Consider the following 25,628-nt stretch of genomic DNA (forward strand, 5'->3'; position numbering starts at 1 on the left):
CCTCAAGGCGGGAATGGTGTAATTCGATGTCACGGCAGGCATTGACTGCCTGCCGTGAGAGAAATCAATTTTTCTCAGGCGGGAAAACGAGGTTCAGCACGATAGCGGTGATACCGCCCGCAGCAATGCCGGAAGAGAGCAGGTTTTTCACCCAGTCAGGGGCGAACTGCAGGATCAGCGGCTGCTGGGAAACGCCCAGACCAACGGCCAGCGACAGCGCGATAATCATGATCGCGCGGCGGTTCAGTGGTTCGCGGGAGACGATACGCACGCCGGAAGCTGCGATAGTCCCGAACATTACCAGCGTTGCGCCGCCCAGCACCGGCTCAGGGATGTGCTGCACAAAGCCGCTTACCGCCGGGAACAGGCCGAGGACGATCAGCATCAGCGCTACTACAAAACCGACGTAGCGGCTGGCCACGCCGGTCAGCTGGATGACGCCGTTGTTTTGACCGAAGCAGGAGTTCGGGAAGGTGTTGAATACCGCAGAGACAAACGAGTTCAGACCGTTCGCCAGAACGCCGCCTTTCAGTCGCTTCATGTACAGCGGGCCGGACACCGGCTGCTCGGAGACGTCTGAGGTAGCGGTGATGTCGCCGATGGTTTCCAGAGAGGTGATCATAAAGACCAGCATCAGCGGCAGGAGCAGACCCCAGTCAATGCCCAGACCGTAGTACAAAGGCGTGGGGACGACGATCAGCGCGCTGTTGGTCGGCGCGGTGTTCTCCGGCAGCATGCCCAGCGCCCACGCCAGCAGATAACCCGCCGCCATGGCGATCACCAGGGAGGCGACGCGCAGGTAAGGGTTACGCTGACGGTTAAGCAGAATAATGATCGCCAGCACGACGCCTGCCAGCAGCAGGTTTTTCGGCGCGCCGAAGGTATGGTCGCTCATCGCGGCATAGCCGCCGCCGATGGAGGTAAGGCCCACCTGAATCAGCGACAGGCCGATAATCATCACGACGACGCCGGAAACCAGCGGGGTGATAACGCGGCGAGCCAGATGCAGAACGCGGGAGATCACCATCTCCGTACAGCTGGCCAGCATCAGCGTGCCGAACAGCGCCGCCATCATGGTCGGAACATCCGCACCGCCGGTTTTCAGGGCCGTACCGCCCATGATCAGCGGTGCCACGAAGTTAAAGCTTGTGCCCTGAATCGACAACAAACCCGACCCCACCGGACCCCACGCTTTAATTTGAATAATCGAGGCCACGCCGGAGGCGAAAAGAGACATGCTGATAATGTGCTGCGTGTCCTGCGCCGGTAAGCCGAGCGCCTGGCAAATCAGCAGCGCCGGAGTGATCACCGCAACAAACATAGCCAGAAGATGCTGGCAGGCAGCGAAAAGCGTTTGCGGCAGCGGCGGGCGGTCTTCAAGGCGGTAAATCAGTTCGCTATTTTGCTTCGGCGCAATCGGTTGCGCATCAGGCGACTCTATGGTGTTAACGGACATCGGCGGCAATCCCACGGTGGAAAAGCGGGCATTTTATCTGACCACCTGGTAAAAGCAAACGATTGCCAGCAAAAAAAGGCAAGAAATTCTGCCGCTGTGAGCAGGTTTTCTACAACGCATCGGGAAAAAAAATTACACTTTTTGCGCCGGGGGCTCATGAAGAGCGCAAACCGGCCCAGGATAACGCCGCGTGTGTATGGAACACGCGCAAAAAAGGAGCCTTCTATGATTCATCTCGATACGTTGTCGACCCTTGTTGCCGCAACGCTGGTCTTACTGCTTGGTCGTAAGCTGGTACATAGCGTTTCCCTTCTGAAAAAGTACACCATTCCTGAACCCGTCGCCGGCGGCCTGCTGGTAGCGCTGGCCCTGCTGGTGCTGAAAAAAAGCCTGGGCTGGGAAATCGATTTTGATATGTCCCTGAAAGACCCGCTGATGCTGGCCTTCTTTGCCACCATTGGCCTGAATGCCAACCTGGCGAGCCTGCGCTCGGGCGGTAAGGTGCTCGGCGTATTCCTGATTGTGGTGGTGGGGCTGCTGCTGATGCAAAACGCCATTGGCATCGGCATGGCGACGCTGCTGGGGCTGGATCCGCTGATGGGGCTGCTGGCGGGGTCGATTACCCTTTCGGGCGGTCACGGAACCGGGGCCGCGTGGAGCAAGCTATTCATCGAACGCTACGGCTTTGAAAACGCGACGGAAGTAGCGATGGCCTGTGCCACCTTTGGCCTGGTGCTGGGTGGCCTGATTGGCGGCCCGGTGGCGCGTTATCTTGTGAAGCACTCTACCACGCCGGACGGCAGGCCGGACGATGAGCTGGTGCCTACCGCCTTTGAAAAGCCGGACGTTGGGCGCAGTATCACCTCGCTGGTGCTGATTGAAACCATCGCGACGATCGCCATCTGCCTGACCGTGGGCAAAGTGGTTGCGCAATGGCTGGCGGGCTCAGCGTTTGAGCTGCCGACGTTTGTTTGCGTGCTGTTTATCGGGGTGATCCTGAGCAACGGTCTGGCGCTGATGGGCTTCTACCGCGTGTTTGAAAGGGCGGTGTCGGTGCTCGGCAACGTCTGCCTGTCGCTGTTCCTGGCGATGGCGCTAATGAGCCTCAAGCTGTGGGAGCTGGCCTCGCTGGCGCTGCCGATGGTGGCGATTCTGGCAGTGCAAACCCTGTTTATGGCGCTGTACGCTATGTTCGTCACCTGGCGCATGATGGGCAAAAACTACGATGCGGCGGTGCTGGCGGCGGGTCACTGCGGGTTTGGTCTGGGGGCAACCCCAACGGCTATCGCTAACATGCAGGCGATCACAGAACGGTTCGGGCCATCGCACATGGCGTTTCTGGTGGTCCCGATGGTCGGGGCGTTCTTTATTGATATCGTCAACGCGCTGGTGATCAAGCTATACCTGATGCTGCCGATGTTTGCGTGAAATCAGGCGTTGGAATACCGCTCGGTTTCCGGCATCCAGCGCTCAATTAACGCTGCCGCCTGTTCGGGGTAGCGTTCATGAATGTGGCGCGCAAGGCGCTGAACTTCCGGGATCATAGCCTGATCGCGCAGCAAATCCGCCACTTTGAATTCCGCGTTCCCCGTCTGGCGCGTGCCCAGCAGTTCGCCCGGGCCGCGGATCTCCAGGTCTTTTTGCGCAATCACAAAACCGTCGTTGCTGTCGCGCAGCACCTGCAACCGCATCTGGGCGGTTTTCGAGAGCGGGGCTTTGTAGAGCAGGACGCAGTGGGAGGCTACCGCGCCGCGGCCAACGCGCCCGCGCAGTTGGTGGAGCTGGGCAAGGCCCAGGCGCTCCGGGTTTTCGATAATCATCAGGCTGGAGTTCGGGACGTCCACGCCCACTTCAATGACCGTCGTGGCGACCAGCAAATGCAGCTCGCCCTGCTTAAACGACTGCATCACCGACTGTTTTTCAGCGGGCTTCATGCGTCCGTGAACCAGACCCACGTTCAGCTCCGGCAGCGCCAGCTTGAGTTCTTCCCACGTGGCTTCGGCAGCCTGCGCTTCCAGCAGTTCAGACTCCTCGATCAGCGTACAGACCCAGTAGGCCTGACGTCCTTCGTGGGTGCAGGCGTTGCGCACGCGGTCAATAATATCGCTGCGACGCGTGTCAGGAATCGCGACCGTCGTCACCGGCGTCCGCCCCGGCGGCAGTTCGTCGATAGTGGAGGTATCCAGATCGGCGTAGGCGGTCATTGCCAGGGTGCGCGGGATCGGCGTAGCGGTCATGATCAGCTGATGCGGGTGGAAGCCCTGTTGAAGGCCTTTTTCCCACAGCGCCAGACGCTGATGGACGCCAAAGCGGTGTTGTTCATCGATAATCACCAGCGCAAGGCCGCTGAACTGCACCTGCTCCTGGAAGATAGCGTGCGTGCCGACAATCATCTGCACCTGCCCGCTGGCGATGGCTTCCTGCTGCGCAAGTCGCGCTTTGCCTTTTTGCTTCCCGGCAAGCCAGCCCACTTCAATCCCCAGCGGCGCGAACCAGGCGCGGAAATTGTTGGCGTGCTGTTCAGCCAGCAGCTCGGTCGGCGCCATAAGCGCGACCTGTTTACCGTGGGCAATCGCGCGCAGGGCTGCCAGCGCGGCAACCAGCGTTTTACCGGACCCTACATCGCCCTGCACCAGGCGCATCATCGGCACGTCGAGCGCCATATCGCGTTCAATCTCAGCGGTGACGCGCGCCTGCGCGCCGGTGGGTTTAAACGGCAGAGAGGCCAGCAGCTTATCTTTGAGCGCATCATTCTGGCTTAAGGGCTGAGCGTGGAAGCGCTGCGCGCCCGCACGAAGCGCCAGCATGCTCAGGTTATGCGCCAGTAATTCCTCAAGGATAAGACGCTGTTGGGCGGGGTGTTTGCCGCTTTCTAAATCGCTGAGCTGCAGCGTTGGCGGCGGACGGTGCAGGGTTCGCAGCGCCTCGGGCAGGCTCATCATGCCCTGCGCCAGCTCGGGCGGCAGCAGCTCGGTAATGGCGCAGGTATCCAGCAGCTCCAGCGCCTGATCGGTGAGCTTACGCAGCGTCGCCTGCTTGATGCCTTCGGTCGTCGGGTAAACCGGGGTGAGCGTCTCCTGCAGCTCCGGCGTGCTGAGATCGCCCTGCACGCGGTACTCCGGGTGGATCATCTCTGCGCCGTATTTCCCGCGTTTGGCTTCACCATAGGCCAGCACCCTGCGGCCCGTCGCCAGGCTGTTTTTCATCGCCGCGCTGAAGTTGAAAAAACGCATGGTAAGAATGCCGGTGCCGTCGCTGATCTGGCAGGTCATCATCCGGCGTCCGCCGAAGGTGATATTGCAATTCAGTACTTCGCCTTCAACGGTGGCGTAAATGGCGGGAAGGAGATCGCCAATCTTATAGAGCTGGGTGCGGTCTTCGTAACGCAGGGGGAGGTGAAGCAGGAGATCCTGCACGGTGTGCAGGCCAATTTTCGCCAGCTTATTGCTTTGCGCCGCGCCCACGCCCGTCAGGCTGTTAAGCGGGATGGCATCCAGCAGGCGGCCTTTCATCGCTTACCCGGCGTACTGCATGGTGGCCCACCACTCGGCATCGGCTTCAATTTCGCCCTGCGCGTTGACGTGGGGGTAAGGCAATTTTTTCTGCTTCGCAACGCGAGCCAGCACCGGATAACCACCTTCAAACAGCAGGCGCTGCTGTTCATCTTCCGGCAGCATGCTGTTGCTGCGCTCGTACATCCCCGCGTTCTGACGCTGGCGCTGCGCTTCATAAAGAATGAGCGCGGACGCCACGGAGACGTTGAGAGACTGGACCATGCCGATCATCGGAATGATGATGTCCCGATCCGCCAGATCCAGCGCTTCCTGGGAGATCCCGGTTTTCTCCTGACCCATTAAAATGCAGGTCGGGCGGGTGTAGTCGATCTCGCGGAAATCTACGGCTTTAGCGGACAGGTTAGTGGCAAGGATCTGCATCCCGCGCCCTTTCAGGTGCGATACGGCTTCGCCAATGGTGTGATGATTTTTGACGGACACCCAGCTGTTGCTGCCTGCCGCCGCTGAGACCGTATTTCGCATACGGCCGTCCGGCCAGACGGTGTGCACTTCATGCACACCGACAGCATCTGCGGTACGGACGATGGCAGAGACGTTATGAGGTTTATGCACCTGCTCCATGCAGACCGTCAGGTCAGGCTGACGCCTGGCGAGCATTTCGCAGATACGTGCATAACGTTGTGAATTCATAAACCTAGTTTCGGTTTCGGGTGACTTTAATCACGTCCGGCATGACGCGGATCTTGCGCATAATATTCGCCAGATGTACGCGGTCGCGGGCGGTCAGACGAATAAAGGCGCTATAAACGCGGCCATCTTTTTCTTCCGTATTCAGACTCTGAATGTTGGAAGAGGCCGTGTTGATCGCTGCCGTCAGGTTCGCCAGGGCACCCTGGTGGTTGAACATATCCACCTTAATTTCGGTGATAAATTCCTGCGCGGTCTCTTTATCCCACTCGACCGCCATAAACTTCTCGGCTTCTTTCTGGTAGCCGCGAATGTTACGACAGGATTCATGGTGGATAACCAGCCCTTTGCCCGGGCTGACGTGCGCAATAATCGGGTCGCCAGGAATTGGGCGGCAACATTTTGCGAAGGTGATCAGTACCCCGTCCGCGCCTTTAATCGGCAAATGAGCATGGCCAGATGCGCCTGGAGCAGAAGGTGTCGCTTCGCCCTGCTGCAAGTTTTTCGCTACTACGACGCTCATGGCGTTGCCCAGACCAATTTCCGCCAGCAGATCGTCCAGAGACGTGAGCTTCATTCGGTCGAGTTCGCGCTGGATATGCTCCGGTGGGATCTCAGCCAGCTTACGGCTACCGCCCAACGCGTGGTTGAGCAGCCGACGTCCCAGACTGACGGAATCATCACGCTTGAGGTTTTTCAGCAGCTGGCGAATTTTGGCGCGTGCTTTGGAGCTTACGACAAAGTTCAACCAGGCCGCGTTCGGACGTGCGCCCGGCGCGGTAATAATTTCTACCGTCTGGCCGCTGGAGAGCGGCTGAGACAGCGGATAAGGCTGTCTGTCGACGCGCGCGCCGACGCAGGCATGCCCGATATCGGTATGCACGGCGTAAGCGAAGTCGACCGGCGTTGCGCCCGCAGGCAGTTCGACAATGCGACCTTCTGGGGTGAAAACGTAAATCTCATCCGGGAAGAGATCGGATTTAACGCTCTCGATAAATTCAAACGAGCTGCCCGCACTCTGCTGAAGTTCCAGCAGGCTCTGCATCCAGCGCTGGGCGCGGATTTGTGCGGTCGTACTGCTTTCGCCGCCGTGCTCTTTATAGGCCCAGTGTGCGGCTACACCCATCTCTGCCATCTGGTCCATGTCTTCGGTGCGAATTTGCACCTCAACAGGCACGCCGTGCGGCCCGATCATCGAGGTGTGCAAAGATTGATAGCCGTTCGCTTTTGGAATGGCGATATAATCTTTCATGCGCCCCGGACGCGGCTTGTAGAGGCTGTGCATCTGCCCCAGCACGCGATAACAGGTGTCCGAGTCATGGACGATCACGCGGAAGGCGTAGATATCCATGATCGAGTGAAAACGCTGCTCTTTGAGCACCATTTTGCAGTAGATGGAGTACAGGTGTTTCTCGCGACCGCTAACGCGGCACGGAATTCCCGCTTCCTGCAAGCGCCCTTCGATTTCAGAGAGGATTTTTTGAATCATCTCTTTACGGTTACCGCGTGCGGCTTTCACCACCTCTTTAATCACGCGATAGCGGTTCGGGTACAACGCTTCAAAACCCAGCTCTTCCAGCTCGGTTTTAATGTGGTGAATACCTAAACGGTGCGCCAGCGGGCTGTAAATTTCGAGGGTTTCACGGGCAATGCGGCGACGTTTATCCGGACGAAGTGAGCCCAGCGTGCGCATGTTGTGGGTACGGTCAGCGAGTTTGATGAGAATGACGCGGATATCCTGCACCATCGCCATAATCATCTTGCGGAAGTTTTCGGCTTGCGCCTCTTTCTTGTCGCGGAAATTCAGCTTATCAAGCTTAGAGACCCCTTCCACCAGTTCGGCAACGCTTTTGCCAAACAGCTGTTCCATGTCCTGATAAGTGGCAGGGGTATCTTCGATCACGTCATGCAGCAGAGCGGCCATCAGCGTTTCGTAGTCGAGTTTCATCTCGGCCAGAATACAGGCCACCGCTACCGGGTGCGTGATATAGGGTTCACCGCTTGAACGTGTCTGGCCCTCGTGAGCGTCACGTGCAACGAGATACGCCTGCTGAAGACGCTTAATCTGGTCTTCAGGCAGGTAGGTTTGAATCAGTTGATTCAGGCTTTCAAACAGATACAAGGGCGACCCGCAGGTTTAATTAACGACGACCTTCAGCAATAGCGGTTACGGCCTGCAGTTCTGCGGCTTCCTGCTCTTGCTGCTCCTGGCGCTCACGCACGTCGAGGATCTGGTTGTTGATCAGACCTTCTTCGATTTCGCGAAGTGCAATAACGGTGGTTTTATCGTTTTCTTCCGGTACCAGCGGATCTTTACCGCCTACCTGCATCTGACGAGCGCGACGCGCGGCGACCAGCACCAGGTCAAAACGGTTACCAATTTTCTCTACAGCGTCCTGAACAGTTACGCGTGCCATACTTAAAATGCTCCACAGGTGAAGAAATGACTGGGCATGATACTGAAAGTGGGTTCAGTCTGCCAACAGTTTGGTGATTAATGCGTCATGTCGCTGCTTCTGGCGGCTCATACGCAGACGTTCTGCACGAAGAATGGTTTTGAGATCGCTCAGCGCGGCATCAAAATCATCATTCACAATTAGGTAATCATATTCCGCGTAATGGCTCATTTCTGCAACAGCCTGTTCCATACGCTTTGCGATCACTTCTTCGCTGTCCTGGCCGCGCCCACGCAGGCGGCGATCCAGCTCATCTTTCGATGGCGGTAAAATAAAGATACTGCGGGAGTCAGGCATTTTCTTGCGAATTTGCTGCGCGCCCTGCCAGTCGATATCCAGGAACACATTCACGCCCGTGGCCAGAACCTGCTCAATGGTTTCACGCGAGGTACCGTAGTAATTACCAAATACTTCAGCGTGTTCAAGAAACGCGTCTCTGCCGATCATCGCTCTGAATTCGTCGTGATCCACAAAGAAATAGTGTTCACCGTGCACTTCACCCGGACGCGGCGCTCGCGTGGTATGAGAAACAGAAACCTGTGTGTCGTACAACGGTTGGGTTTTTAACAGTGCCTGAATAAGGCTGGATTTACCCGCGCCGCTAGGGGCAGAAACAATATAAAGCGTGCCTTGAGCCATGAGAGTCTTTTGTATGTGTTAACGAAGAAGTCCTACATACGGGCTTATTATACACGTCACCGCCGTGTGACGTAGCCTTTGTCACACTTTTTCCCCTGGATTATTGAATTTTGCGTGCCGTTTTCAGGTTTTATCTGGGGTTTTCAGCCACCAAAAGAAATACCGGATAGCGTCTCGCATTGTGAAACGTTGCCGTTAGCGTTGCTTCAGGCACCAGGGTATACCTCCTGCAATGCAAAGGAGGGGTAGCGATGTGGCGATGGATAAGCGGGGTAATGTTGTTGTGGTGTGGCTATGGCGCGGCGGTTTGCCCAGTGTGGTCGCAGGCAAAAGCAGAGAAAGAGATGGCGTCGTTAAACGCGCAAATCAAACGCTGGGGTAACGCTTACTGGAAGGAGGGTGTGAGCGAGGTCAACGACGAAGTTTACGACCAGCTTCACGGGCGATTAACGAAGTGGCAGCACTGTTTCGGCAGCGAGCCTTCAGAAGAGAAACTCCCTAATCTGACGGGGAGCGTAAAACATCCTGTCGCCCATACGGGCGTACATAAGGTGGCCAGCAAAGAGGAGCTGAAACAATGGATGCGTGCGCGGCAACATCTGTGGATGCAGCCCAAAGTTGACGGTGTGGCGGTAACGCTGGTCTATCGTGACGGAAAGTTGACCCAGGCCATCAGTCGAGGTGATGGCCTGAAAGGAGAAGACTGGACCGATAAGGTACGTTTAATCCCGTCTGTTCCGCAAAAGCTCACCGGCAAGTTGGCAAATAGCGTCTTACAGGGCGAGCTTTTCTGGTTAAGCGACAATCACGTTCAGCGGCAGATGGGCGGGATGAATGCTCGCGCAAAAGTTGCGGGTGCGATGATGCGGCAAAAGGATAACGCGCTATCGAATAAGCTCGGCGTATTCATCTGGGCCTGGCCGGACGGACCGAAAGAGATGCATACATCTCTAGCTGAACTGTCTCAGGCTGGTTTTACGCTGTCGGCACGGTATACGTTACCCGCCGATTCTGTTGATGCCGTCGAGAAACAGCGCGCGGCCTGGCACGTAACCGCATTACCCTTTGCCACGGATGGCATTGTGGTGCGTTCGGAGAATGAACCCGCGGGCGAAGATTGGTTACCGGGAGAAGGCAGCTGGGTCGTCGCGTGGAAATATCCTCCTGCAGCCCAGGTCGCCGAGGTGAGTGATATTCATTTTTCCGTGGGACGAACGGGCAAAATTTCCGTTGTAGCAGCGCTGGAACCCGTGCAACTGGATGATAAACAGGTGCAGCGGGTGAGTCTGGGCTCGGTTGAGCGCTGGCAGGGGCTGGATATTGCCCCGGGGGATCAGATCCAGATCAGCCTGGCCGGGCAAGGTATCCCCCGGTTTGATAAGGTGCTCTGGCGCGGGAGTGACAGACATAAACCAGAGCCTCCGGCCCCACGTTATCATTCTCTTAGCTGTTTCTATGCTTCACCGGAGTGTATGGAACAGTTCTTTGCCCGACTGACCTGGCTTAGTTCAAAGCAGGTACTTGATATTGATGGATTAGGCGAGTCAGGCTGGCGAACCCTCTGGCAGGCGCATCATTTTGAACATCTCTTTTCGTGGCTGTTATTAACGCAGGCGCAGCTGCAGGCTGTACCGGGATTTTCCTCTGCGCGCGGGCTGGCGCTCTGGCACCGATTTAATCTGGTGCGCGAGAAGCCTTTTATCCGCTGGCTCATGGCATTGGGTGTGCCAATGTCGCAGTCTTCGCTGAAGGCAATGGGAGACATATCGTGGAAGAAGATGAGCGGGCGCAACGCAAAGGACTGGCAGACCCTGCCGGGAACGGGAGAGGAGAAAGCGCGACAAATCATTAACTGGCTGCACGCGCCTCAAATTGATGTGCTGGCGAAATGGCTCGCTGAACAGCACATCAATGGGTTCTGAAGCTAGTGTGCGCTGTGTTTGTAATGAAAAACGGGCAGCCCGAGCTTCAGACGCAGCGCCAGCATGCGGGCCGTAAAGCCAAATAGCAGCGTCGAGATGACCACCACGTCATGGTTAGAAACATAATGCTGCAGAGCGATATAAAGCACCGCTGCCGCAAAGGAAATGCCAGCATACAGCTCTTTTTGAAAGACCAGGGGGATGCGTTTGCAGAACATATCTCGCAGCACGCCGCCGAATACGCCCGTGACCACGGCAGCAATGGTGGCGATTACCGGGCCTTCCCCCATATCGAGCGCGATTTGCGCACCGATGATCGAAAAAACGATCAGCCCCAGCGCATCAAGCACCAGGAACAGGCGGCGAAGATGGGGCATAACGGGCGCCACGATGGTGGTTAACACGGCGGCCGTTGCCACGATAATCACGTACTCTGGGTGTTTAACCCAGCCGAGCGGGTAATGGCCAAGCAGAATATCGCGGACGGAACCGCCGCCCAGTGCGGTCGCTGTAGCAATAATGATTACGCCGAAGGTGTCCATACGGCGACGTCCGGCGGCAAGTGCGCCGGTCATGGCTTCTGCGGTGATGCCAATGAGATAAAGGATGTGAAGCAGCATATACCCTCCGGTGTGAACGCGTGGGAGGTTAGCGATTTGTGCGCAAGATCACGATTGAGATTTTCTAAGGCGAGCTGGTTTGCCCTATAAATTTTTATCAGGATAGGTTGAATGGGCTTGATGAGCAGCGGTAAAAAACAAAAATAGGCGCTGAGATGGATTAGAAATAGTAATGGGTGGCACCATCGACACCACCCGAAATCCATTACTCGATATTCTGGATCTGCTCGCGCATCTGCTCAATCAGCACTTTCAGCTCAATCGCTGAATTCGTCACTTCTGCATTGATTGACTTAGACGCCAGGGTGTTCGACTCGCGGTTGAACTCCTGCATCATAAAGTCCAGACGGCGGCCCACAGCTTCTTTCTTCTTCAGAATGTTGTAGGTTTCTTTAACGTGCGCTTCCAGACGGTCCAGCTCTTCAGCGACATCGATACGCTGCGCCATCAGCACCAGCTCTTGTTCCAGACGGGTGTTTTCCAGCTGAACTTCCGCTTCTTCCAGTTTGGCGACAAGACGCTCGCGCTGCCATTGCAGCACTTCTGGCATATGGGCGCGGACTTTGGCTACTTCGGTGCTCACGCCTTCAAGGCGCTGCTCAATCATCGCTTTCAGCGCCTGGCCTTCGGTTTCACGGGCAACGATAAAGTCGTCCAGCGTGCCGTCGAGGGCTGCCAGGATTTCAGCGGCAATGGCATCCAGGTCCTGTTCACCGGCGGCCATGACGCCAGGCCAGCGCAGAATATCAACCGGGTTGATTTCGCCTTCATCGCTCTGCATTTTGACCCAGTTCGCCGCATTCACGAGCTGTTTCGCCAGTTTTTCGTTGAGGATCAGTTCGCCCTGAGCGCTGGCATCAGGCTCAAAGCGCAGGTTACATTCCACTTTCCCGCGCGTCAGACGCGTACGGATACGTTCACGTACGACAGGCTCAAGGCTGCGGAACTGCTCCGGCATACGGAAATACGTTTCCAGGTAACGCTGGTTTACCGAGCGCATTTCCCATGTGGCGCTACCCCAGCTACCCTTGATTTCACGCCGGGCGTAGGCGGTCATACTGCGGATCATAGACATTCCCGTTTTTAAAGGAGAGATGGGGGGATTATAGCTTTCGGGGGCTTCTCAGGATAGGAATAAGCGTCCTTTATCCGTATAATGCGCAGCCACATTCGTTTCAAGCCGGAGAATCCATCATGCGTCCATCAGGTCGTAGCGCCAATCAGGTGCGTCCCGTCACCCTGACCCGTAACTATACAAAACACGCTGAAGGCTCCGTGCTGGTTGAGTTTGGTGACACGAAGGTTCTCTGCACCGCGTCCATTGAAGAAGGCGTTCCGCGTTTCCTGAAAGGTCAGGGCCAGGGCTGGATCACCGCAGAGTACGGCATGCTGCCGCGTGCGACCCATACCCGAAACGCCCGCGAAGCGGCAAAGGGCAAGCAGGGCGGTCGTACCATGGAAATTCAGCGTCTGATCGCGCGTGCGCTGCGTGCAGCCGTTGATCTGAAAATCCTCGGCGAATTCACCATTACGCTGGACTGCGACGTTATTCAGGCAGACGGTGGTACGCGTACGGCGTCCATTACTGGCGCATGCGTGGCGCTGGCGGATGCCCTCAACAAGCTGGTTGCGGCCGGTAAGCTGAAAACCAACCCAATGAAAGGTATGGTTGCGGCGGTGTCCGTGGGTATCGTTAACGGTGAAGCGCTTTGCGATCTGGAATACGTTGAAGATTCTGCCGCCGAGACCGACATGAACGTGGTGATGACCGAAGACGGTCGCATCATTGAAGTACAGGGCACGGCGGAAGGCGAGCCGTTCACCCACGACGAGCTTCTCTCCCTGCTGGCGTTGGCCCGAGGGGGAATCGAATCCATTGTAACGACGCAGAAAGCGGCGTTAGAAAATTGATTTAAAAGGCGACCAATGAGTCGCCTTTTTTTTGCCTGTAAGACAGAAAAACCAAAGGAGCAAATCCATGAAATCGTATCAGCGCCAGTTTATTGAGTTTGCGCTTAACAAGCAGGTACTTAAGTTTGGCGAGTTTACGCTGAAATCCGGGCGTAAGAGTCCCTATTTCTTCAACGCCGGGCTGTTTAATACCGGGCGCGATCTGGCACTGTTAGGCCGTTTCTATGCCGAAGCGCTGGTGGATTCCGGGATTGATTTTGACCTGCTTTTTGGCCCGGCCTATAAAGGCATTCCGATTGCGACCACCACCGCGGTGGCGCTGGCGGAACACCATGACCGCGACGTGCCGTACTGCTTTAACCGCAAAGAGGCTAAAACCCACGGTGAAGGCGGAAATCTGGTCGGCAGCACACTGCAGGGCCGCGTCATGCTGGTCGATGACGTGATCACCGCGGGTACGGCGATCCGCGAATCGATGGAGATTATCCAGGCCAACGGTGCGACGCTTGCTGGCGTGCTAATTTCTCTGGATCGTCAGGAGCGTGGTCGCGGTGAAATTTCCGCTATTCAGGAAGTTGAGCGCGATTACAGCTGTAAAGTGACGTCGATTATCACCCTGAAAGAGCTGATTGCGTATCTGGAAGAGAAGCCTGAGATGGCGGACCATCTGGCGGCGGTACGTGCGTACCGGGAAGAGTTCGGGGTGTAGTTAAATTGCCCGGTGGCGCGACGCTTACCGGGCTTACGGATTACTGCAGCTGAGCAGCCACTAACGGCCAGCGGGCTTCAAAATCGTCCGTTGGACGGTATTTGAATTCGCTACGCACAAAGCGGGAGAGCATGCCTTCACAAAACGCCAGAATCTGGCTCGCCAGCAGCGTTTCATCAATGCTGTAACCTTCGCCCTCACGCATTTTCTTTTCGCGCAGTACCTGGCGCAGCTGCGCTTCAATTCGCTCGAAAAGCTGGTTAATGCGGCCCTGCAGTCTGTCCTGTTCAAACATCAGCGCGTGGCCGGTGAGGATACGGGTTAAGCCCGGATTGCGTTCACCGAAGCCCAGGATTAACAGCACAATCAGACGCAGACGCGCGGTCGTGTCTTTTTCATCTTTCAGAATCAGGTTGATGCGCGTGATCAGGCTGTCTTCAATGAATTCGATCAGGCTGTCGAACATCCGGGTTTTGCTCGGAAAATGACGGTACAGCGCCGCCTCAGACACGCCCACAGAGGCGGCCAGTTTAGCGGTGGTGATGCGTTGACTGCCATCGCTGGATTCAAGCATCAGAGCCAGAGATTGAAGTATTTCTTCGCGACGATTCCTTTTCGCGGTTTGTTTTTCTGCCATGTTACAAAATACCCCTGAAAATAAGCACTTGCCAGGCTGGCATCCACACAGCGACCGCAAACTGGCGTTTGCGGTTTGTTATTGCATTATGACGCTGTGAGATACGTGTCTTTCGGGCCGTTATTTGCGCCCGGAATGGCCGAAGCCGCCTTCGCCACGGTCGGTGGCGTCAAAGTCTGCCACCAGGTTAAATTCTGCCTGTACCACCGGTACAAAGACCATCTGTGCGATACGCTCGCCTGGTTCAATGGTGAAGCTGTCCTGACCACGGTTCCAGACGGAGACCATCAGTTGACCCTGATAGTCGGAGTCAATCAGACCCACCAGGTTACCCAGCACAACGCCGTGCTTATGGCCCAGACCAGAACGCGGCAGGATCACCGCTGCCAGAGACGGGTCAGCAATGTGAATCGCCAGGCCAGTTGGAACCAGGGTAGTGGCACCCGGAGCCAGTTCTACGGCGTCATCGAGACAGGCGCGCAGGTCAAGACCGGCAGAGCCGGAGGTGGCATAGGTTGGCAGCGGGAATAGCTCGCCAACACGCGGGTCCAGAATCTTAACGTCGATTTTTTTCATCATAACGGGTAACGATCTCGTCCAGTAATTGTTGGCCCAGGAGTTCCTTGCGCTCAAGCGGTAAGACTTTATCTCCATCCTGCCAGAAAAGGTGCAGTGCGTTGCTGTCGCTGTTAAATCCCTGTGTGGCCAGCGATACGTCGTTCGCGCAAATCAAATCGAGGTTTTTGCGGGTACGTTTTTGCCGGGCATATTCTTCCACATTATTCGTTTCTGCGGCAAACCCAACAACGTATGGACGATGGCTTTTTAGTGCGGCGACACCGGCAACAATGTCCGGGTTTTTCACCATTTTTATTGTTAATTCATCGCCTTGCTTTTTAATTTTAGCCTCGGCGATCGTCTCGGCACGATAGTCTGCAACGGCTGCACAGCCGATAAAAATCTGCTGGCTTTGAGCATGAGCCTGCACGGCGGCTTCCATCTCCAGCGCGGTGGTAACGTCAATTCGCTTCACAAACGCAGGGGTAGGCAGCGATACCGGGCCGCTCACCAGCGTGACGTTCGCGCCGCGCTTCGCCGCTGCGGCGGCAATGGCAAAACCCATCTTACCGGAGCTGTGATTGGTGATATAGCGCACCGGGTCCAGCGGCTCGCGCGTAGGGCCCGCGGTAATCATGATGTTGAGATGTTGCAGATCGTTGACAGGCGAAAAATGGGCGGCGGCCATATCAACAATCGTCAGCGGATCAAGCATGCGACCCGGGCCAACGTCGCCGCAGGCCTGGCTGCCGCTGTCCGGTCCCCAGATAAGCAGTCCGCGTGAGGCCAGCGTCTCAAGATTGTGCTGGGTGGCCGCATTACGGTACATCTGCTGGTTCATAGCAGGAACGACGGCAACAGGCGCAGGCGTGGCCAGACAAATGGTGGAAACCAGGTCGTTTGCCATACCGGCCGCCACCCGAGCGATTAAATCGGCCGTGGCGGGGGCGAGGATAACCAGGTCTGCCCATTTACCCAGTTCAATATGGCCCATCGCGGCTTCGGCGGCCGGATCGAGCAGGCTGTCAGAAACCGGGTATCCTGAAACGGCCTGCAGGCTCAGGGGAGTGATAAAGGCTTTACCGCCTTCGGTTATCGCGACCCGCACATCAGCCCCTCGCTCGCGCAGGCGACGCACGAGGTCCGGCGCTTTATAAGCAGCAATGCCGCCGCTCACGCCAAGAACGATTTTTTTACCGGCCAGGCTCATCATGATTCTTTCCTGTTGGGTTTCACCAGAGAGCAGGCATTTTATCACAATCCCCAAAGCGGGGTGATTTTGTCCTTCGGCCACTTTGCGAGGCGCCACGCAAGAACGCAATGTGGTCGTCGAGCGACGGATTGGCCTGTGGCAGCATGAGGTTAAAAAATGGAGAAAGAGCATGGAAGAAGAGGACGAGGAGCTGCTACCGCGCGAAAAACTGCTGCGCTATGGCGTCACCCTGTTAAAAGACGATGAACTGCTGGCGCTCTTTTTACGTACCGGAACGCCCGGAAAAACGGTATTTACGCTGGCTAAAGAGCTGATAGCACATTTCGGTTCGCTGTACGGTTTATTGACCGCCGATCTGGCGCAGTTTAAGCACGTTGAGGGAATTGGCGTGGCGAAATATGCCCAGCTGAGGGGCATAGCTGAACTTGCCCGCCGTTTTTATAATGTCCGCATGGAGAAGGAAGATCCGATCCTGACGCCAGAAATGACGCGTGAATTCCTGCAAAGTCAGTTAACCGATATTGAACGCGAGATCTTTATGGTGATCTTTGTCGATAACAGAAATCGAGTGCTTAAACATAGCTGTCTCTTTGCGGGTACATTGAGCCACGTTGAGGTGCATCCGCGTGAAATTGTGCGGGAAGCGATAAAAGTGAATGCAGCGGGCGTGATCCTCGCGCATAATCACCCCTCTGGCTGTGCAGAACCGAGCAGAGCTGACAAAGAAATCACCGAACGCATTATCAAATGCTGTCAATTCATGGACATTCGTGTGCTGGACCATCTGATAATTGGCCGCGGTGAGTACATTTCTTTCGCAGAACGTGGCTGGATTTAGGCTATTTCTCGCGATCCATCGGGATCTTTGTCTGTTCGGGACTTGAGCACACCGCCGAGTCAGCGTATACTACGCCACCTTTGAGAATCTCGGGTTTGGCATTTGGGCCTGGCAATCGAGAGTTCACTTAGAACTATGCGATGACCGGGCTGTAAAGCCTGACGAGGCGCCGATACCCCATACGAAGCTCGAGCTAATTTGATTTTTGGAGAATAGACATGTCCCGAGTCTGCCAAGTTACTGGCAAGCGTCCGGTGACCGGTAACAACCGTTCCCACGCACTGAACGCGACTAAACGCCGTTTCCTGCCGAACCTGCACTCTCACCGTTTCTGGGTTGAGAGCGAGAAGCGTTTTGTCACCCTGCGCGTATCTGCTAAAGGTATGCGTGTAATCGATAAGAAAGGCATCGATACAGTTCTGTCCGAACTGCGTGCCCGTGGCGAAAAGTACTAAGTACTTAAAGAGGAAATAAATCATGGCTAAAGGTATTCGCGAGAAAATCAAGCTGGTTTCTTCTGCTGGTACAGGTCACTTCTACACCACCACGAAGAACAAACGTACTAAGCCGGAAAAACTGGAATTGAAAAAATTCGATCCAGTTGTACGCCAGCACGTACTGTACAAAGAAGCTAAAATCAAATAATTTTAGTCTCCTTGTAACGAAAAACCCCGCAACTGCGGGGTTTTTTGCATTCTGTATCTCAACGGAGGAACCATGCCTGAATTACCTGAGGTAGAAACCAGCCGCCGCGGTATTGAGCCCCATCTGGTCGGCGCGACGATTCTTCACGCGGTGATCCGCAATGGACGTCTGCGCTGGCCGGTGTCCGATGAGATCCACGCGTTAAGTGACAAACCCGTCCTGAGCGTACAGCGTCGCGCGAAATACCTGCTGCTGGAGCTGCCCGACGGCTGGATCATTATCCACCTGGGGATGTCCGGAAGCCTGCGCATTCTTACCGAAGAACTGCCTGCGGAAAAGCACGACCACGTCGATCTGGTGATGAGCAACGGCAAAGTGCTCCGTTATACCGACCCACGGCGCTTTGGCGCGTGGCTGTGGACGAAAGAGCTGGAAGGGCATAACGTGCTCGCGCATCTGGGCCCTGAGCCGCTCTCAGACGCGTTTAACGCGGAATACCTGAAAGCGAAGTGCGCGAAAAAGAAAAGCCCGATTAAGCCGTGGCTGATGGATAACAAGCTGGTGGTCGGCGTGGGGAATATCTATGCCAGCGAATCGCTATTTGCCGCCGGGATCCATCCCGATCGGCTGGCCTCTTCGCTGTCTGCGGAGGAGTGCGAGCTACTGGTCCGGGTGATTAAAGCCGTATTGCTGCGCTCGATTGAACAGGGGGGAACAACGCTGAAGGACTTCCTGCAAAGTGACGGCAAGCCGGGCTATTTTGCCCAGGAGCTGCAGGTCTATGGCCGTAAAGGCGAACCGTGCAGAGTCTGCGGCACGCCAGTGATTGCCACGAAGCACGCCCAGCGCGCCACGTTCTACTGCCGTCAGTGCCAGAAATAGGGCTACTTGAGCTTTTCCATCAACGCCTGGTGGACGTTAACCGGCAGGAAATGGGTAACGTCCCCATGATGGCGAGCCACCTCTTTTACCAGCGTGGACGAGATAAACGACCACTCTTTGGAGGGCATCAGGAACACGCTTTCCAGCTCCGGCATCAGGTGGCTGTTCATGTGCGCCAGCTGCATCTCATACTCGAAGTCTGCCACCGCGCGTAAGCCGCGGATCAGAATATTGGCCTGCTGAGCGCGGGCGAAGTTAGCCATCAGATCGCTAAACCCGACCACCTCAACATTCGGTAGGTGCGAAATGGCATCGGTGGCGAGCTGCACGCGCTCGTTGAGATCAAACATCGGCTTTTTGCTGGGGCTGGCGGCAATGGCCAGGATCACCTTATCGAACATGCTCGCCGCACGGGTGATGATATCAAGATGACCGTTGGTGATCGGATCGAAGGTACCCGGATAAATCGCTTTTGTGCTCATGGCTCACGTTTTCTCTGAGTAGCCGCGGCAGAGCGCCCACAGCTCGGTGTATTTGTTGAAAGTATACTGGGCATTTACTACCGCGAGTAACCAGCCTTGCTTACCGTCCAGCACGCCACCACGCAGCAGCAGCGTTTTCAGAAACGCGCCCAGCGTATGGGTGAAGATACCCGTCAGCGAGGCTTTCTTGCCGCGCTGGTGACGCTCCTGCGCCCATGCGGTGGCATAGTTGAGCTGTTTACGCTGGAAGCTCGCGAAATCACGGCAGGTCAGATGCAGCAAATCGCCCCTCAGGGGGATGACCTGGGCGCTATCGCAGCTCAGGGATTCATGAACCAGATTGTCATTGTACTGATATCGCTCGCGCTCGTAGAGGCGCATGACGCGATCGGGATACCAGCCGCTGTGGCGCATAAAACGACCAAGGAAGTAGTTGCGGCGGGCAATGCTGTATACGGCGCCAGGCTGGGGCGAAGAAAGCACCGCCTGAATGGCCTGCTGAAGCTCCGACGTGATGCGCTCGTCAGTGTCGAGCATCAATACATAATCACCGGTGGCATACCCCTGCGCGCGCTGGCGCTGGATGCCATAGCCTTGCCAGTCCGTATCGGTAAAGACTTTTGCGCCCGCAGCCCGGGCAACATCTACCGTATCATCCGTACTTCCGGAGTCGAGCACGACAATCTCGTCAGCCCAGGCAACCGACGCCAGGCAGTCCGGAAGCAGGTCGGCGGCGTTTTTGGTGATCATCACGACCGACAGACGCGTTGACATTAGTGGCTCCGCTGAGGCAGATAAGGTTGCAGAAGCTGCAGCAGACGGGTCAGTGCGCCCTGGTTCTGGTGCAGCACTTCGACGGCATGGCGGCCGTACCACAGGCGATAATCTTCGTCAGTCAGAAGGGTCGATACCTCTTTGACCACCGAATCCGCATCGGTCACGGTAATTAAACCATCGGCCTGCTGTAATTTCGCGCAGATGTCTTTGAAGTTAAACGTGTGCGGTCCCATCAGCACCGGAATGGCGTGGGCTGCCGGCTCCAGCGGGTTATGACCGCCGCGCTCGACCAGGCTACCACCGACAAACGCGAGGTCAGCAATGCCGTACAGCAGCATCAGCTCGCCCATCGTATCGCCAATCACCACCTGGGTGCTGCCGGAAGGGATTTCACCGCTGCTGCGCAGCGTGAAGCTGAAGCCGCCTTTCTGGACCATTTCACGGGCATCTTTAAAACGCTCCGGATGGCGAGGCACGAGGATCAGCAGTAAATCAGGGAATTTTTCCAGCAGCTTGCGGTGAGCCTGCAGGATGATCTCTTCTTCGCCATCATGGGTACTGGTTGCAATCCAGACCTGACGACGTGGAGCCCACTGGCGACGCAGCGTGATGGCGCGAGCGGCGAGTTCAGGGGTTACAGAAATATCAAATTTCAGGCTTCCCGTTACCGCAAGCTGATTGCGTTTCAGGCCCAAAGAGATAAAGCGTGCTGCATCTTCTTCATTCTGCGCGGCAATCAGCGTGATCTTACTGAGCAGGCGGCGCATAAATTTACCCAGCTTGCCGTAACCTTTCGCCGAGCGCTCTGAGAGGCGCGCGTTGGCAATGACCAGCGGGATTTTACGGGCATGCAGGGCGGAAATCATGTTCGGCCACAGTTCGGTTTCCATCACGATCACCAGCTTCGGGCGCACGGTGTTGAGGAAACGATTCATGGCGCAGGGCAGATCGTAAGGCAGATAGACGTGCTGCACGTCTTTACCGAAAGCGGATAACGCGCGCTCCGAGCCGGTTGGCGTCATCGTCGTGACGGTGATTGGCAGTGAAGGGTAGCGGTGACGCAGGGCGCGAACCAGCGGGATCGCCGCCAGCGTTTCACCAACAGAAACGGAATGCAGCAAAATACCGTCCGGTACGACTTTATTGCGGCAGAAGCCATAGCGTTCAGCCCAGCGTTTGCGATACGCAGGCGCTTTCCGGCTACGAAGCAACAGTCTCAGCCACACCAGTGGCTGAATGATGTAGAGCAGAGCGGTATACAACAATTCCAAGCGATTATCCGTTTTTTTAGTTTCGGCGGGCAAATTCTAAGCATTTAGGCCAGGTAAAGCTATCTCTTATGCCAGATACCGTTTCAAACGGAAATAACGTCTACCCAGCCGCCAGCGCAGACGCGGACTTTTTGCACTTTTCCAGATGAGTTTCCAGATGCCTGTTTCGAAGAACTCTTTAATAATCATTGATTTCTTCTTCTCATCCTTCATGTTGTCGAAGGTGTGAATAATTCCCAGCCCCTCTTTGGCAATTTGCCAGTGGCAGGCAGGGATCCCTTTTACCTTATCCGGGTAACGCTGATTAATGGCGTCGAGCATCTGCAGGATTTTCATGTAGTGACGCGCGGAACGAATCAGCGTGTCGTCATTGTCCGGCATATGGGACACCGATGCAGAGTGAATGTAGTAGTCGTAATAACGTTCACTGGTGTACTGAACCCGCTCTGCCGCGAGCAGCACTTCGGTGGTCCACGGAATATCCTGATGGCGCAGGCCGGGTTCAAAATGGAAGCTGTGTTTACGGATAAAGTCGTGGCGATAGATGTTCAGCCAGGTGACGTGAAGGAATTTGCGAGAATCCAACGCCATTTTTAACCACGCAGGGCCAGCCATGACCCCTGTCGAAGCCAGTTTGTCTTCAGGAAAAATCGGGCGCGAGGGCTTCTTGTTATTCTCCCAGACGTAGTTCCCGTTACAGGTGGCGACATCCAGATCCTGCGTGACGGCCATATCCAGCAGGCGCTGGTACATGCCTGGTTTAAAGACATCATCAATATCCGGGAAAGAGAGATATTGACCCGTCGCAACGGCCAGACCGGTATTACGCGCGATGGATACACCCTGGTTTTGCTGTTCTATGACCTGCATCTGCGGCAGTTTTTCTCGCCATTTCTCGACGATCTCCATCGAGCGGTCAGTAGAGCCATCATTGACAATGATAACTTCCATGCTGTCGATGCGTTGATTGACAAGGCAGGTAAAGAACTGATCCAGGAAAGCTTCACCGTTATAAACGGCAACCACCACGCTTAACAATGGGGCTGAATTTTGCATAAGAAACCTGATTATTTTTGATTGTCGACCAGAGCAATATATTGTTGGCAAATGGCATTGATACCGAACGACGCGATGGTTGCATCGCCAACGACCGGCGGGGTGGTATAAATATCCGCCAGCGTTTTTGCCAGTGACTCGTCATTTAACTCTGCCAGGCCGCGCGCTAAAGCTCCGGTAAGAATTTCGGCAGGGCCTCCTGGGCAATTTGTACTGACCGGTGGCGTCTGGCAGATAATGGCTTCGACCAGCACATTACCAAAACCTTCGCAGTCAGAACTTAACACTAAAAGGCGTGCCCCTTTAATCCAGGGATAGGGATTAGACTCGAACGGGCGGAAAACCGTTTTGTTTTCAATGCCCAAATCGCGGGCAAGCTGCTTGAGTTTTTGAATTTGAGCGTCAGATCCATTCCCCATCATGACCAGCGTTGTGTCAATTTTACTCAGGGCGAACGCACGTAAGAGACGGTCGTGGCGTTTGTGCTCATGGAAGCGGCCAACATGAATGATGTAATCCTTTCCCTGCATCTCGAAGGGCGCATCCGCCAGACGCTGAATTTCAGGAATATCGAAAGGATTATGGATAACCGCTTTGCGTCGAAGATTGAGTGCCAGCGTCTCGGAAAGATCGTTCAACACGGCGCCTGAGACGGCGACGACGTTGCGGTTTTCGTAGGTATGACGAATTTTAAGATGTTTAAACCAGCGCGAAAGCCCGCTGCGATGGCGAAGATAGGAGAACGAGAACATGCCATGCACGCAGAACCAAACTTTGTTACGTTCAAGGGCGCGGCAGTGCGCCACAATCCGGTCTGTTTTGTGCAGATGAGAGAACACCACATCAAATTTGCCGCTGCGTTCAGCCTGCTCAATAGCTTGATCCAGCAATTGGGCGCGGCGTGGAATTTCCGTCAGCTTTCGCCACGGTTTTTTACATGTGTCCTGAACAACCTGATAATCGATGCCCTCCGGGATGGCGTAGTCGCACACTTTCCGCAGAGAGAATAGAGAGACCTGATGCCCCATATCTATTAATCCGCGGGAGAGTGTAAGAACCGTTTTTTCAGCTCCTCCACCGGGTAAACCATCAATAATCATTAGGATGCGCATTTTTAATCCAGTAATTTTTGATAAAGCGTAATAAGCTGACTTGACAGTTTTTCGGGAGTGGCGTCTTTTACACGTTCACGTGCTGCTCGTCCCATATTGTTATTTTTTTCCAGTGAAGGGATAGCGGCTACCGCTTCCTTCAATGTACTGATATCAAGCGCGTCACAATAAAATCCGTTCTGGCCTTGTTGAATAAACTCTGCACCACCGCAACTCTCTGAAGTAATGACGGGCAAGCCGCAGGCCATCGCTTCAAGAATAACGTTAGGAAAGGGATCATACAGCGTTGGTAACAGTAAACCATCGGATAGCTGATAAAAAGGCAGAGTTTCTTTTTGCACCCCCAGGAAACGGATTTGCCCCTCGCAGCCTAACGAACGGGCGAGGTCGCGATAACGATTTTCTGCTTTATCTTGTCCAACCACAATCAGCCAGGCTGATGTTCCAGCAATAGCGCGTATGGCGCTCGCCAACCCTTTTCGTTCAAACCCTGATCCTACAAAACAGAACACCACCGCATTGACCGGCAAACCAAATTGTTGGCGCAAAATCGCACGTTGCGTCTCCTGGGCCGGAACGAATCGGCTGGAATCAATAGAATTATAAATCACATGGATTTTATTTGCGTCAATATCAAAGTCTTCAACGATTTCGCGTTTGATCATCTCCGCATTACAAATTACGGCTTTTAACTCAGGTGCCTGATACATGTCCCGTTCCGCGCGCATCACGTAGCGGTGATAGCGGTCATACATCAGCATTTGCGCACGCCAGGCAGGTAAAATGCGCGCGCGCTGAAGCAGCCAGCGACGATGCACTCCATCACCCGCGCGATAGATATCACAACCCGGGATGCGCTCATGGCTTTGAACAATATCAAACTGCTGTTGCTGCCACAGCGCACGCGCGGCTTGTGCAAACCCGCGTTCTCGACTGATGCGGCCCCATTTTTGAGGGTTGCAAATGTGGATATGCCAGTCGTCTTGCTTCTCTCCCTGCCACTCACGCGTGATGACGTTGAGTTCAAGGTTCTGATTGCTCAATGCGGTGAGAGCTCGCGAAACGAAGCGCTCTGCCCCGCCATCAGGGCGATATTTTTGGCGAACAATGGCCAGACGATGGTTTTTCATGACAGATATCTCCTTGCAGCGGAGACGACTGCATCAACAGGAATGGCATCGAGATAGCGTTCTTTCGTTTTAGTATCAATGGCATCCGGATCGGGCAGCGGGCCGTAATCGCCGGCCCAGATCACTTCCCCTTTAACCTGCCACGGTGACCAGAATGTCAGTTTTGATGGACCAAACAATGCCACGCAGGGCGTTTGCAGCGCGGCGGCCATATGCATTGGAACGGAGTCAACGCCAATAAACAGAGAGGCATGATCGATAAGCGATGCCAGTTGACGCAGCGTCAACTGGCCTGCCAGCGAAACCACGCCGGTTTTGGGTGCGGCAGCGAGAATGCGATCGATCATCGCCAGCTCTTTTTTATCCGGCCCCGCGGTGAGCACAATCGTATGACCATCCTGCTGCAGAGCAGTCATGGTTTGCGCCATCTTGTCTTCGCTCCAGCATTTAAAGAACCAGCGGGACGTCGGTTGGATCACGATATAGCTGTCGCCCACACCTTTCTGCGTCAATCTTTGACGGGCATGATCCCAGTCTTCTTCGGTGTAGGCCATGGTTACGGCAGGCTGTGGCGCGATCGGCAATGGTGCCAAAATGGAGAGATTCTGTTCGACCGTATGCAGGGATTTATGGCCGTCGACAGAGACCAGATCGGTATGACAAAAACGCCAGAACGCACTATTGCGTTTGTTAAACGCAAATCCGAGGCGAACGGGGGCACCGGTGAAACGAGTAACGATCGCGCTACGCCATTGATCGGCAAGGTTAATTACCAGATGATAATGCTGATTTCTTAACGCACACAACAACTGCCACTCTTTTTGAAGATGCTTCAGCGTGCCCAGCTGTTTCCATTTGCGATCGATTCCATAAATTGTACCGATCGCTGGATGCGCGGCGAGCATATCGCGCGTTTCTTCATACAGCAGGACATCAATCTGCGCCTGCGGCCATTTTTGACGTAACGAATCAATGACGGGAGTGGTCAGCAACATGTCGCCATGATGGCGGAGTTTGATAAGTAAAATGCGCAAATCAGGTGTGTCAGGTAAGTTATTCATCATCATCTTATCGGCGTTGTACTGATGGCAATTCTAATAGACCTGTTAGCG

The 25,628-nt window shown here is 55.2% G+C and carries 26 protein-coding genes; 8 read left to right on the plus strand and 18 right to left on the minus strand.

Annotated features, from left to right (window positions below; all coding sequences use genetic code 11):
• Nucleotides 1–64 precede the first annotated feature (64 nt).
• Nucleotides 65–1,456: a xanthine/proton symporter XanP gene (gene xanP, locus AC4IBF_RS00425; protein ID WP_127729084.1), complete on the minus strand. Its 1,392-nt coding sequence runs from the start codon at nucleotides 1,454–1,456 to the stop codon at nucleotides 65–67.
• A gap of 225 nt (nucleotides 1,457–1,681) precedes the next feature.
• Between xanP and gltS the strand changes: the two genes are divergently transcribed.
• Nucleotides 1,682–2,884, plus strand: a complete 1,203-nt coding sequence (gene gltS, locus AC4IBF_RS00430) for a sodium/glutamate symporter (protein ID WP_133293503.1) — start codon at nucleotides 1,682–1,684, stop codon at nucleotides 2,882–2,884.
• Nucleotides 2,885–2,886: 2 nt separating this feature from the next.
• On the opposite strand, the gene recG is transcribed toward gltS, so the two are convergent.
• Genes recG through gmk form a run of 5 tightly spaced genes read right to left on the minus strand, consistent with a single transcriptional unit; the run spans nucleotide 2,887 to nucleotide 8,753 of the window.
• Complete coding sequence (gene recG / locus AC4IBF_RS00435) at nucleotides 2,887–4,968, minus strand: ATP-dependent DNA helicase RecG (protein WP_252093535.1); 2,082 nt, start codon at nucleotides 4,966–4,968, stop codon at nucleotides 2,887–2,889.
• 3 nt (nucleotides 4,969–4,971) lie between these two features.
• Entirely contained in the window at nucleotides 4,972–5,661 is a 690-nt protein-coding gene (gene trmH / locus AC4IBF_RS00440; RefSeq protein WP_252093536.1) for a tRNA (guanosine(18)-2'-O)-methyltransferase TrmH, read from the minus strand.
• A 4-nt stretch (nucleotides 5,662–5,665) separates the two neighbouring features.
• Entirely contained in the window at nucleotides 5,666–7,780 is a 2,115-nt protein-coding gene (gene spoT / locus AC4IBF_RS00445; RefSeq protein ID WP_111964293.1) for a bifunctional GTP diphosphokinase/guanosine-3',5'-bis pyrophosphate 3'-pyrophosphohydrolase, read from the minus strand.
• Nucleotides 7,781–7,799: 19 nt separating this feature from the next.
• Nucleotides 7,800–8,075: a DNA-directed RNA polymerase subunit omega gene (gene rpoZ / locus AC4IBF_RS00450; RefSeq protein WP_000135058.1), complete on the minus strand. Its 276-nt coding sequence runs from the start codon at nucleotides 8,073–8,075 to the stop codon at nucleotides 7,800–7,802.
• Between the two features lie 54 nt (nucleotides 8,076–8,129).
• Nucleotides 8,130–8,753 (minus strand): guanylate kinase, encoded by a 624-nt coding sequence (gene gmk, locus AC4IBF_RS00455; protein WP_010426438.1) that lies wholly within the window; start codon nucleotides 8,751–8,753, stop codon nucleotides 8,130–8,132.
• A gap of 251 nt (nucleotides 8,754–9,004) precedes the next feature.
• On the opposite strand from gmk, the gene ligB reads away from it, so the two are divergent.
• On the plus strand, nucleotides 9,005–10,675 hold the full coding sequence (ligB, locus tag AC4IBF_RS00460; protein ID WP_491463101.1) for an NAD-dependent DNA ligase LigB: 1,671 nt from the start codon (nucleotides 9,005–9,007) through the stop codon (nucleotides 10,673–10,675).
• A 2-nt stretch (nucleotides 10,676–10,677) separates the two neighbouring features.
• Here ligB and AC4IBF_RS00465 read toward each other — a convergent pair whose 3' ends face one another.
• Both AC4IBF_RS00465 and AC4IBF_RS00470 read right to left on the minus strand, forming a co-directional pair.
• On the minus strand, nucleotides 10,678–11,295 hold the full coding sequence (locus AC4IBF_RS00465) for a trimeric intracellular cation channel family protein (RefSeq protein WP_023334014.1): 618 nt from the start codon (nucleotides 11,293–11,295) through the stop codon (nucleotides 10,678–10,680).
• Nucleotides 11,296–11,500: 205 nt separating this feature from the next.
• Entirely contained in the window at nucleotides 11,501–12,364 is an 864-nt protein-coding gene (locus tag AC4IBF_RS00470; protein WP_090420358.1) for a YicC/YloC family endoribonuclease, read from the minus strand.
• 125 nt (nucleotides 12,365–12,489) lie between these two features.
• Here AC4IBF_RS00470 and rph point away from each other — a divergent pair, with 125 nt between their 5' ends.
• Together rph and pyrE are read left to right on the plus strand one after the other, a co-directional pair.
• Nucleotides 12,490–13,206 carry a ribonuclease PH gene (rph, locus tag AC4IBF_RS00475; RefSeq protein WP_048975619.1) on the plus strand — a complete coding sequence of 239 codons (717 nt, stop codon included), beginning with the start codon at nucleotides 12,490–12,492 and terminating at the stop codon, nucleotides 13,204–13,206.
• A 67-nt stretch (nucleotides 13,207–13,273) separates the two neighbouring features.
• Complete coding sequence (pyrE, locus tag AC4IBF_RS00480; RefSeq protein ID WP_111964296.1) at nucleotides 13,274–13,915, plus strand: orotate phosphoribosyltransferase; 642 nt, start codon at nucleotides 13,274–13,276, stop codon at nucleotides 13,913–13,915.
• 40 nt (nucleotides 13,916–13,955) lie between these two features.
• On the opposite strand, the gene slmA is transcribed toward pyrE, so the two are convergent.
• From slmA to coaBC, 3 genes are all read right to left on the minus strand, one after another.
• Entirely contained in the window at nucleotides 13,956–14,552 is a 597-nt protein-coding gene (slmA, locus tag AC4IBF_RS00485; protein WP_133293508.1) for a nucleoid occlusion factor SlmA, read from the minus strand.
• Between the two features lie 120 nt (nucleotides 14,553–14,672).
• Nucleotides 14,673–15,131, minus strand: a complete 459-nt coding sequence (dut, locus tag AC4IBF_RS00490) for a dUTP diphosphatase (RefSeq protein ID WP_133293509.1) — start codon at nucleotides 15,129–15,131, stop codon at nucleotides 14,673–14,675.
• A complete protein-coding gene (coaBC, locus tag AC4IBF_RS00495; protein ID WP_127732708.1) occupies nucleotides 15,109–16,320 on the minus strand; it encodes a bifunctional phosphopantothenoylcysteine decarboxylase/phosphopantothenate--cysteine ligase CoaBC in 1,212 nt (403 codons plus the stop codon). Before coaBC ends, dut begins: the two co-directional genes overlap by 23 nt.
• Before the next feature lie 172 nt (nucleotides 16,321–16,492).
• Here coaBC and radC point away from each other — a divergent pair, with 172 nt between their 5' ends.
• From radC to mutM, 4 genes are all read left to right on the plus strand, one after another.
• Complete coding sequence (gene radC, locus AC4IBF_RS00500) at nucleotides 16,493–17,161, plus strand: RadC family protein (RefSeq protein ID WP_115876713.1); 669 nt, start codon at nucleotides 16,493–16,495, stop codon at nucleotides 17,159–17,161.
• Between the two features lie 218 nt (nucleotides 17,162–17,379).
• Nucleotides 17,380–17,616, plus strand: a complete 237-nt coding sequence (gene rpmB, locus AC4IBF_RS00505) for a 50S ribosomal protein L28 (protein ID WP_002436699.1) — start codon at nucleotides 17,380–17,382, stop codon at nucleotides 17,614–17,616.
• Nucleotides 17,617–17,638: 22 nt separating this feature from the next.
• Complete coding sequence (gene rpmG, locus AC4IBF_RS00510) at nucleotides 17,639–17,806, plus strand: 50S ribosomal protein L33 (protein WP_003024094.1); 168 nt, start codon at nucleotides 17,639–17,641, stop codon at nucleotides 17,804–17,806.
• Between the two features lie 72 nt (nucleotides 17,807–17,878).
• Nucleotides 17,879–18,688, plus strand: coding sequence for a bifunctional DNA-formamidopyrimidine glycosylase/DNA-(apurinic or apyrimidinic site) lyase (mutM, locus tag AC4IBF_RS00515; protein ID WP_111964297.1), 810 nt, complete (start codon nucleotides 17,879–17,881; stop codon nucleotides 18,686–18,688).
• Between the two features lie 2 nt (nucleotides 18,689–18,690).
• Here the strand turns inward: mutM and coaD are convergent, their stop codons facing one another.
• The 7 genes from coaD to rfaQ form a co-directional block, all read right to left on the minus strand.
• Entirely contained in the window at nucleotides 18,691–19,170 is a 480-nt protein-coding gene (gene coaD / locus AC4IBF_RS00520) for a pantetheine-phosphate adenylyltransferase (protein WP_491463102.1), read from the minus strand.
• 3 nt (nucleotides 19,171–19,173) lie between these two features.
• Nucleotides 19,174–19,944: a glycosyltransferase family 2 protein gene (locus tag AC4IBF_RS00525; protein WP_491463103.1), complete on the minus strand. Its 771-nt coding sequence runs from the start codon at nucleotides 19,942–19,944 to the stop codon at nucleotides 19,174–19,176.
• The gene (gene waaA / locus AC4IBF_RS00530; RefSeq protein WP_029740803.1) at nucleotides 19,944–21,218 is read right to left on the minus strand and encodes a lipid IV(A) 3-deoxy-D-manno-octulosonic acid transferase; all 1,275 of its coding nucleotides are present in this window, start codon (nucleotides 21,216–21,218) and stop codon (nucleotides 19,944–19,946) included. The genes AC4IBF_RS00525 and waaA overlap by 1 nt, the downstream gene beginning before the upstream one ends.
• Before the next feature lie 66 nt (nucleotides 21,219–21,284).
• Entirely contained in the window at nucleotides 21,285–22,274 is a 990-nt protein-coding gene (locus tag AC4IBF_RS00535) for a glycosyltransferase (RefSeq protein WP_032661919.1), read from the minus strand.
• Nucleotides 22,275–22,285: 11 nt separating this feature from the next.
• Entirely contained in the window at nucleotides 22,286–23,386 is a 1,101-nt protein-coding gene (locus AC4IBF_RS00540) for a glycosyltransferase (protein ID WP_325814404.1), read from the minus strand.
• Nucleotides 23,387–23,388: 2 nt separating this feature from the next.
• On the minus strand, nucleotides 23,389–24,516 hold the full coding sequence (locus AC4IBF_RS00545) for a glycosyltransferase family 4 protein (protein WP_111964301.1): 1,128 nt from the start codon (nucleotides 24,514–24,516) through the stop codon (nucleotides 23,389–23,391).
• Nucleotides 24,513–25,583 carry a putative lipopolysaccharide heptosyltransferase III gene (gene rfaQ, locus AC4IBF_RS00550; RefSeq protein WP_115876707.1) on the minus strand — a complete coding sequence of 357 codons (1,071 nt, stop codon included), beginning with the start codon at nucleotides 25,581–25,583 and terminating at the stop codon, nucleotides 24,513–24,515. Before rfaQ ends, AC4IBF_RS00545 begins: the two co-directional genes overlap by 4 nt.
• Between the last annotated feature and the right edge of the window lie 45 nt (nucleotides 25,584–25,628).

It is taken from the genome of Enterobacter sp. Taxon_8 (assembly GCF_058354585.1).

Coding starts and splice junctions, on each gene's coding strand:
- xanP (WP_127729084.1), bottom strand. CDS start 1,456: ATGTCCGTTAACACCATAGAGTCGCCTGATGCGCAACCGATTGCGCCG.
- gltS (WP_133293503.1), top strand. CDS start 1,682: ATGATTCATCTCGATACGTTGTCGACCCTTGTTGCCGCAACGCTGGTC.
- recG (WP_252093535.1), bottom strand. CDS start 4,968: ATGAAAGGCCGCCTGCTGGATGCCATCCCGCTTAACAGCCTGACGGGC.
- trmH (WP_252093536.1), bottom strand. CDS start 5,661: ATGAATTCACAACGTTATGCACGTATCTGCGAAATGCTCGCCAGGCGT.
- rpoZ (WP_000135058.1), bottom strand. CDS start 8,075: ATGGCACGCGTAACTGTTCAGGACGCTGTAGAGAAAATTGGTAACCGT.
- gmk (WP_010426438.1), bottom strand. CDS start 8,753: ATGGCTCAAGGCACGCTTTATATTGTTTCTGCCCCTAGCGGCGCGGGT.
- ligB (WP_491463101.1), top strand. CDS start 9,005: ATGTGGCGATGGATAAGCGGGGTAATGTTGTTGTGGTGTGGCTATGGC.
- AC4IBF_RS00465 (WP_023334014.1), bottom strand. CDS start 11,295: ATGCTGCTTCACATCCTTTATCTCATTGGCATCACCGCAGAAGCCATG.
- AC4IBF_RS00470 (WP_090420358.1), bottom strand. CDS start 12,364: ATGATCCGCAGTATGACCGCCTACGCCCGGCGTGAAATCAAGGGTAGC.
- rph (WP_048975619.1), top strand. CDS start 12,490: ATGCGTCCATCAGGTCGTAGCGCCAATCAGGTGCGTCCCGTCACCCTG.
- pyrE (WP_111964296.1), top strand. CDS start 13,274: ATGAAATCGTATCAGCGCCAGTTTATTGAGTTTGCGCTTAACAAGCAG.
- slmA (WP_133293508.1), bottom strand. CDS start 14,552: ATGGCAGAAAAACAAACCGCGAAAAGGAATCGTCGCGAAGAAATACTT.
- dut (WP_133293509.1), bottom strand. CDS start 15,131: ATGATGAAAAAAATCGACGTTAAGATTCTGGACCCGCGTGTTGGCGAG.
- coaBC (WP_127732708.1), bottom strand. CDS start 16,320: ATGAGCCTGGCCGGTAAAAAAATCGTTCTTGGCGTGAGCGGCGGCATT.
- radC (WP_115876713.1), top strand. CDS start 16,493: ATGGAAGAAGAGGACGAGGAGCTGCTACCGCGCGAAAAACTGCTGCGC.
- rpmB (WP_002436699.1), top strand. CDS start 17,380: ATGTCCCGAGTCTGCCAAGTTACTGGCAAGCGTCCGGTGACCGGTAAC.
- rpmG (WP_003024094.1), top strand. CDS start 17,639: ATGGCTAAAGGTATTCGCGAGAAAATCAAGCTGGTTTCTTCTGCTGGT.
- mutM (WP_111964297.1), top strand. CDS start 17,879: ATGCCTGAATTACCTGAGGTAGAAACCAGCCGCCGCGGTATTGAGCCC.
- coaD (WP_491463102.1), bottom strand. CDS start 19,170: ATGAGCACAAAAGCGATTTATCCGGGTACCTTCGATCCGATCACCAAC.
- AC4IBF_RS00525 (WP_491463103.1), bottom strand. CDS start 19,944: ATGTCAACGCGTCTGTCGGTCGTGATGATCACCAAAAACGCCGCCGAC.
- AC4IBF_RS00535 (WP_032661919.1), bottom strand. CDS start 22,274: ATGCAAAATTCAGCCCCATTGTTAAGCGTGGTGGTTGCCGTTTATAAC.
- AC4IBF_RS00540 (WP_325814404.1), bottom strand. CDS start 23,386: ATGCGCATCCTAATGATTATTGATGGTTTACCCGGTGGAGGAGCTGAA.
- AC4IBF_RS00545 (WP_111964301.1), bottom strand. CDS start 24,516: ATGAAAAACCATCGTCTGGCCATTGTTCGCCAAAAATATCGCCCTGAT.
- rfaQ (WP_115876707.1), bottom strand. CDS start 25,583: ATGATGATGAATAACTTACCTGACACACCTGATTTGCGCATTTTACTT.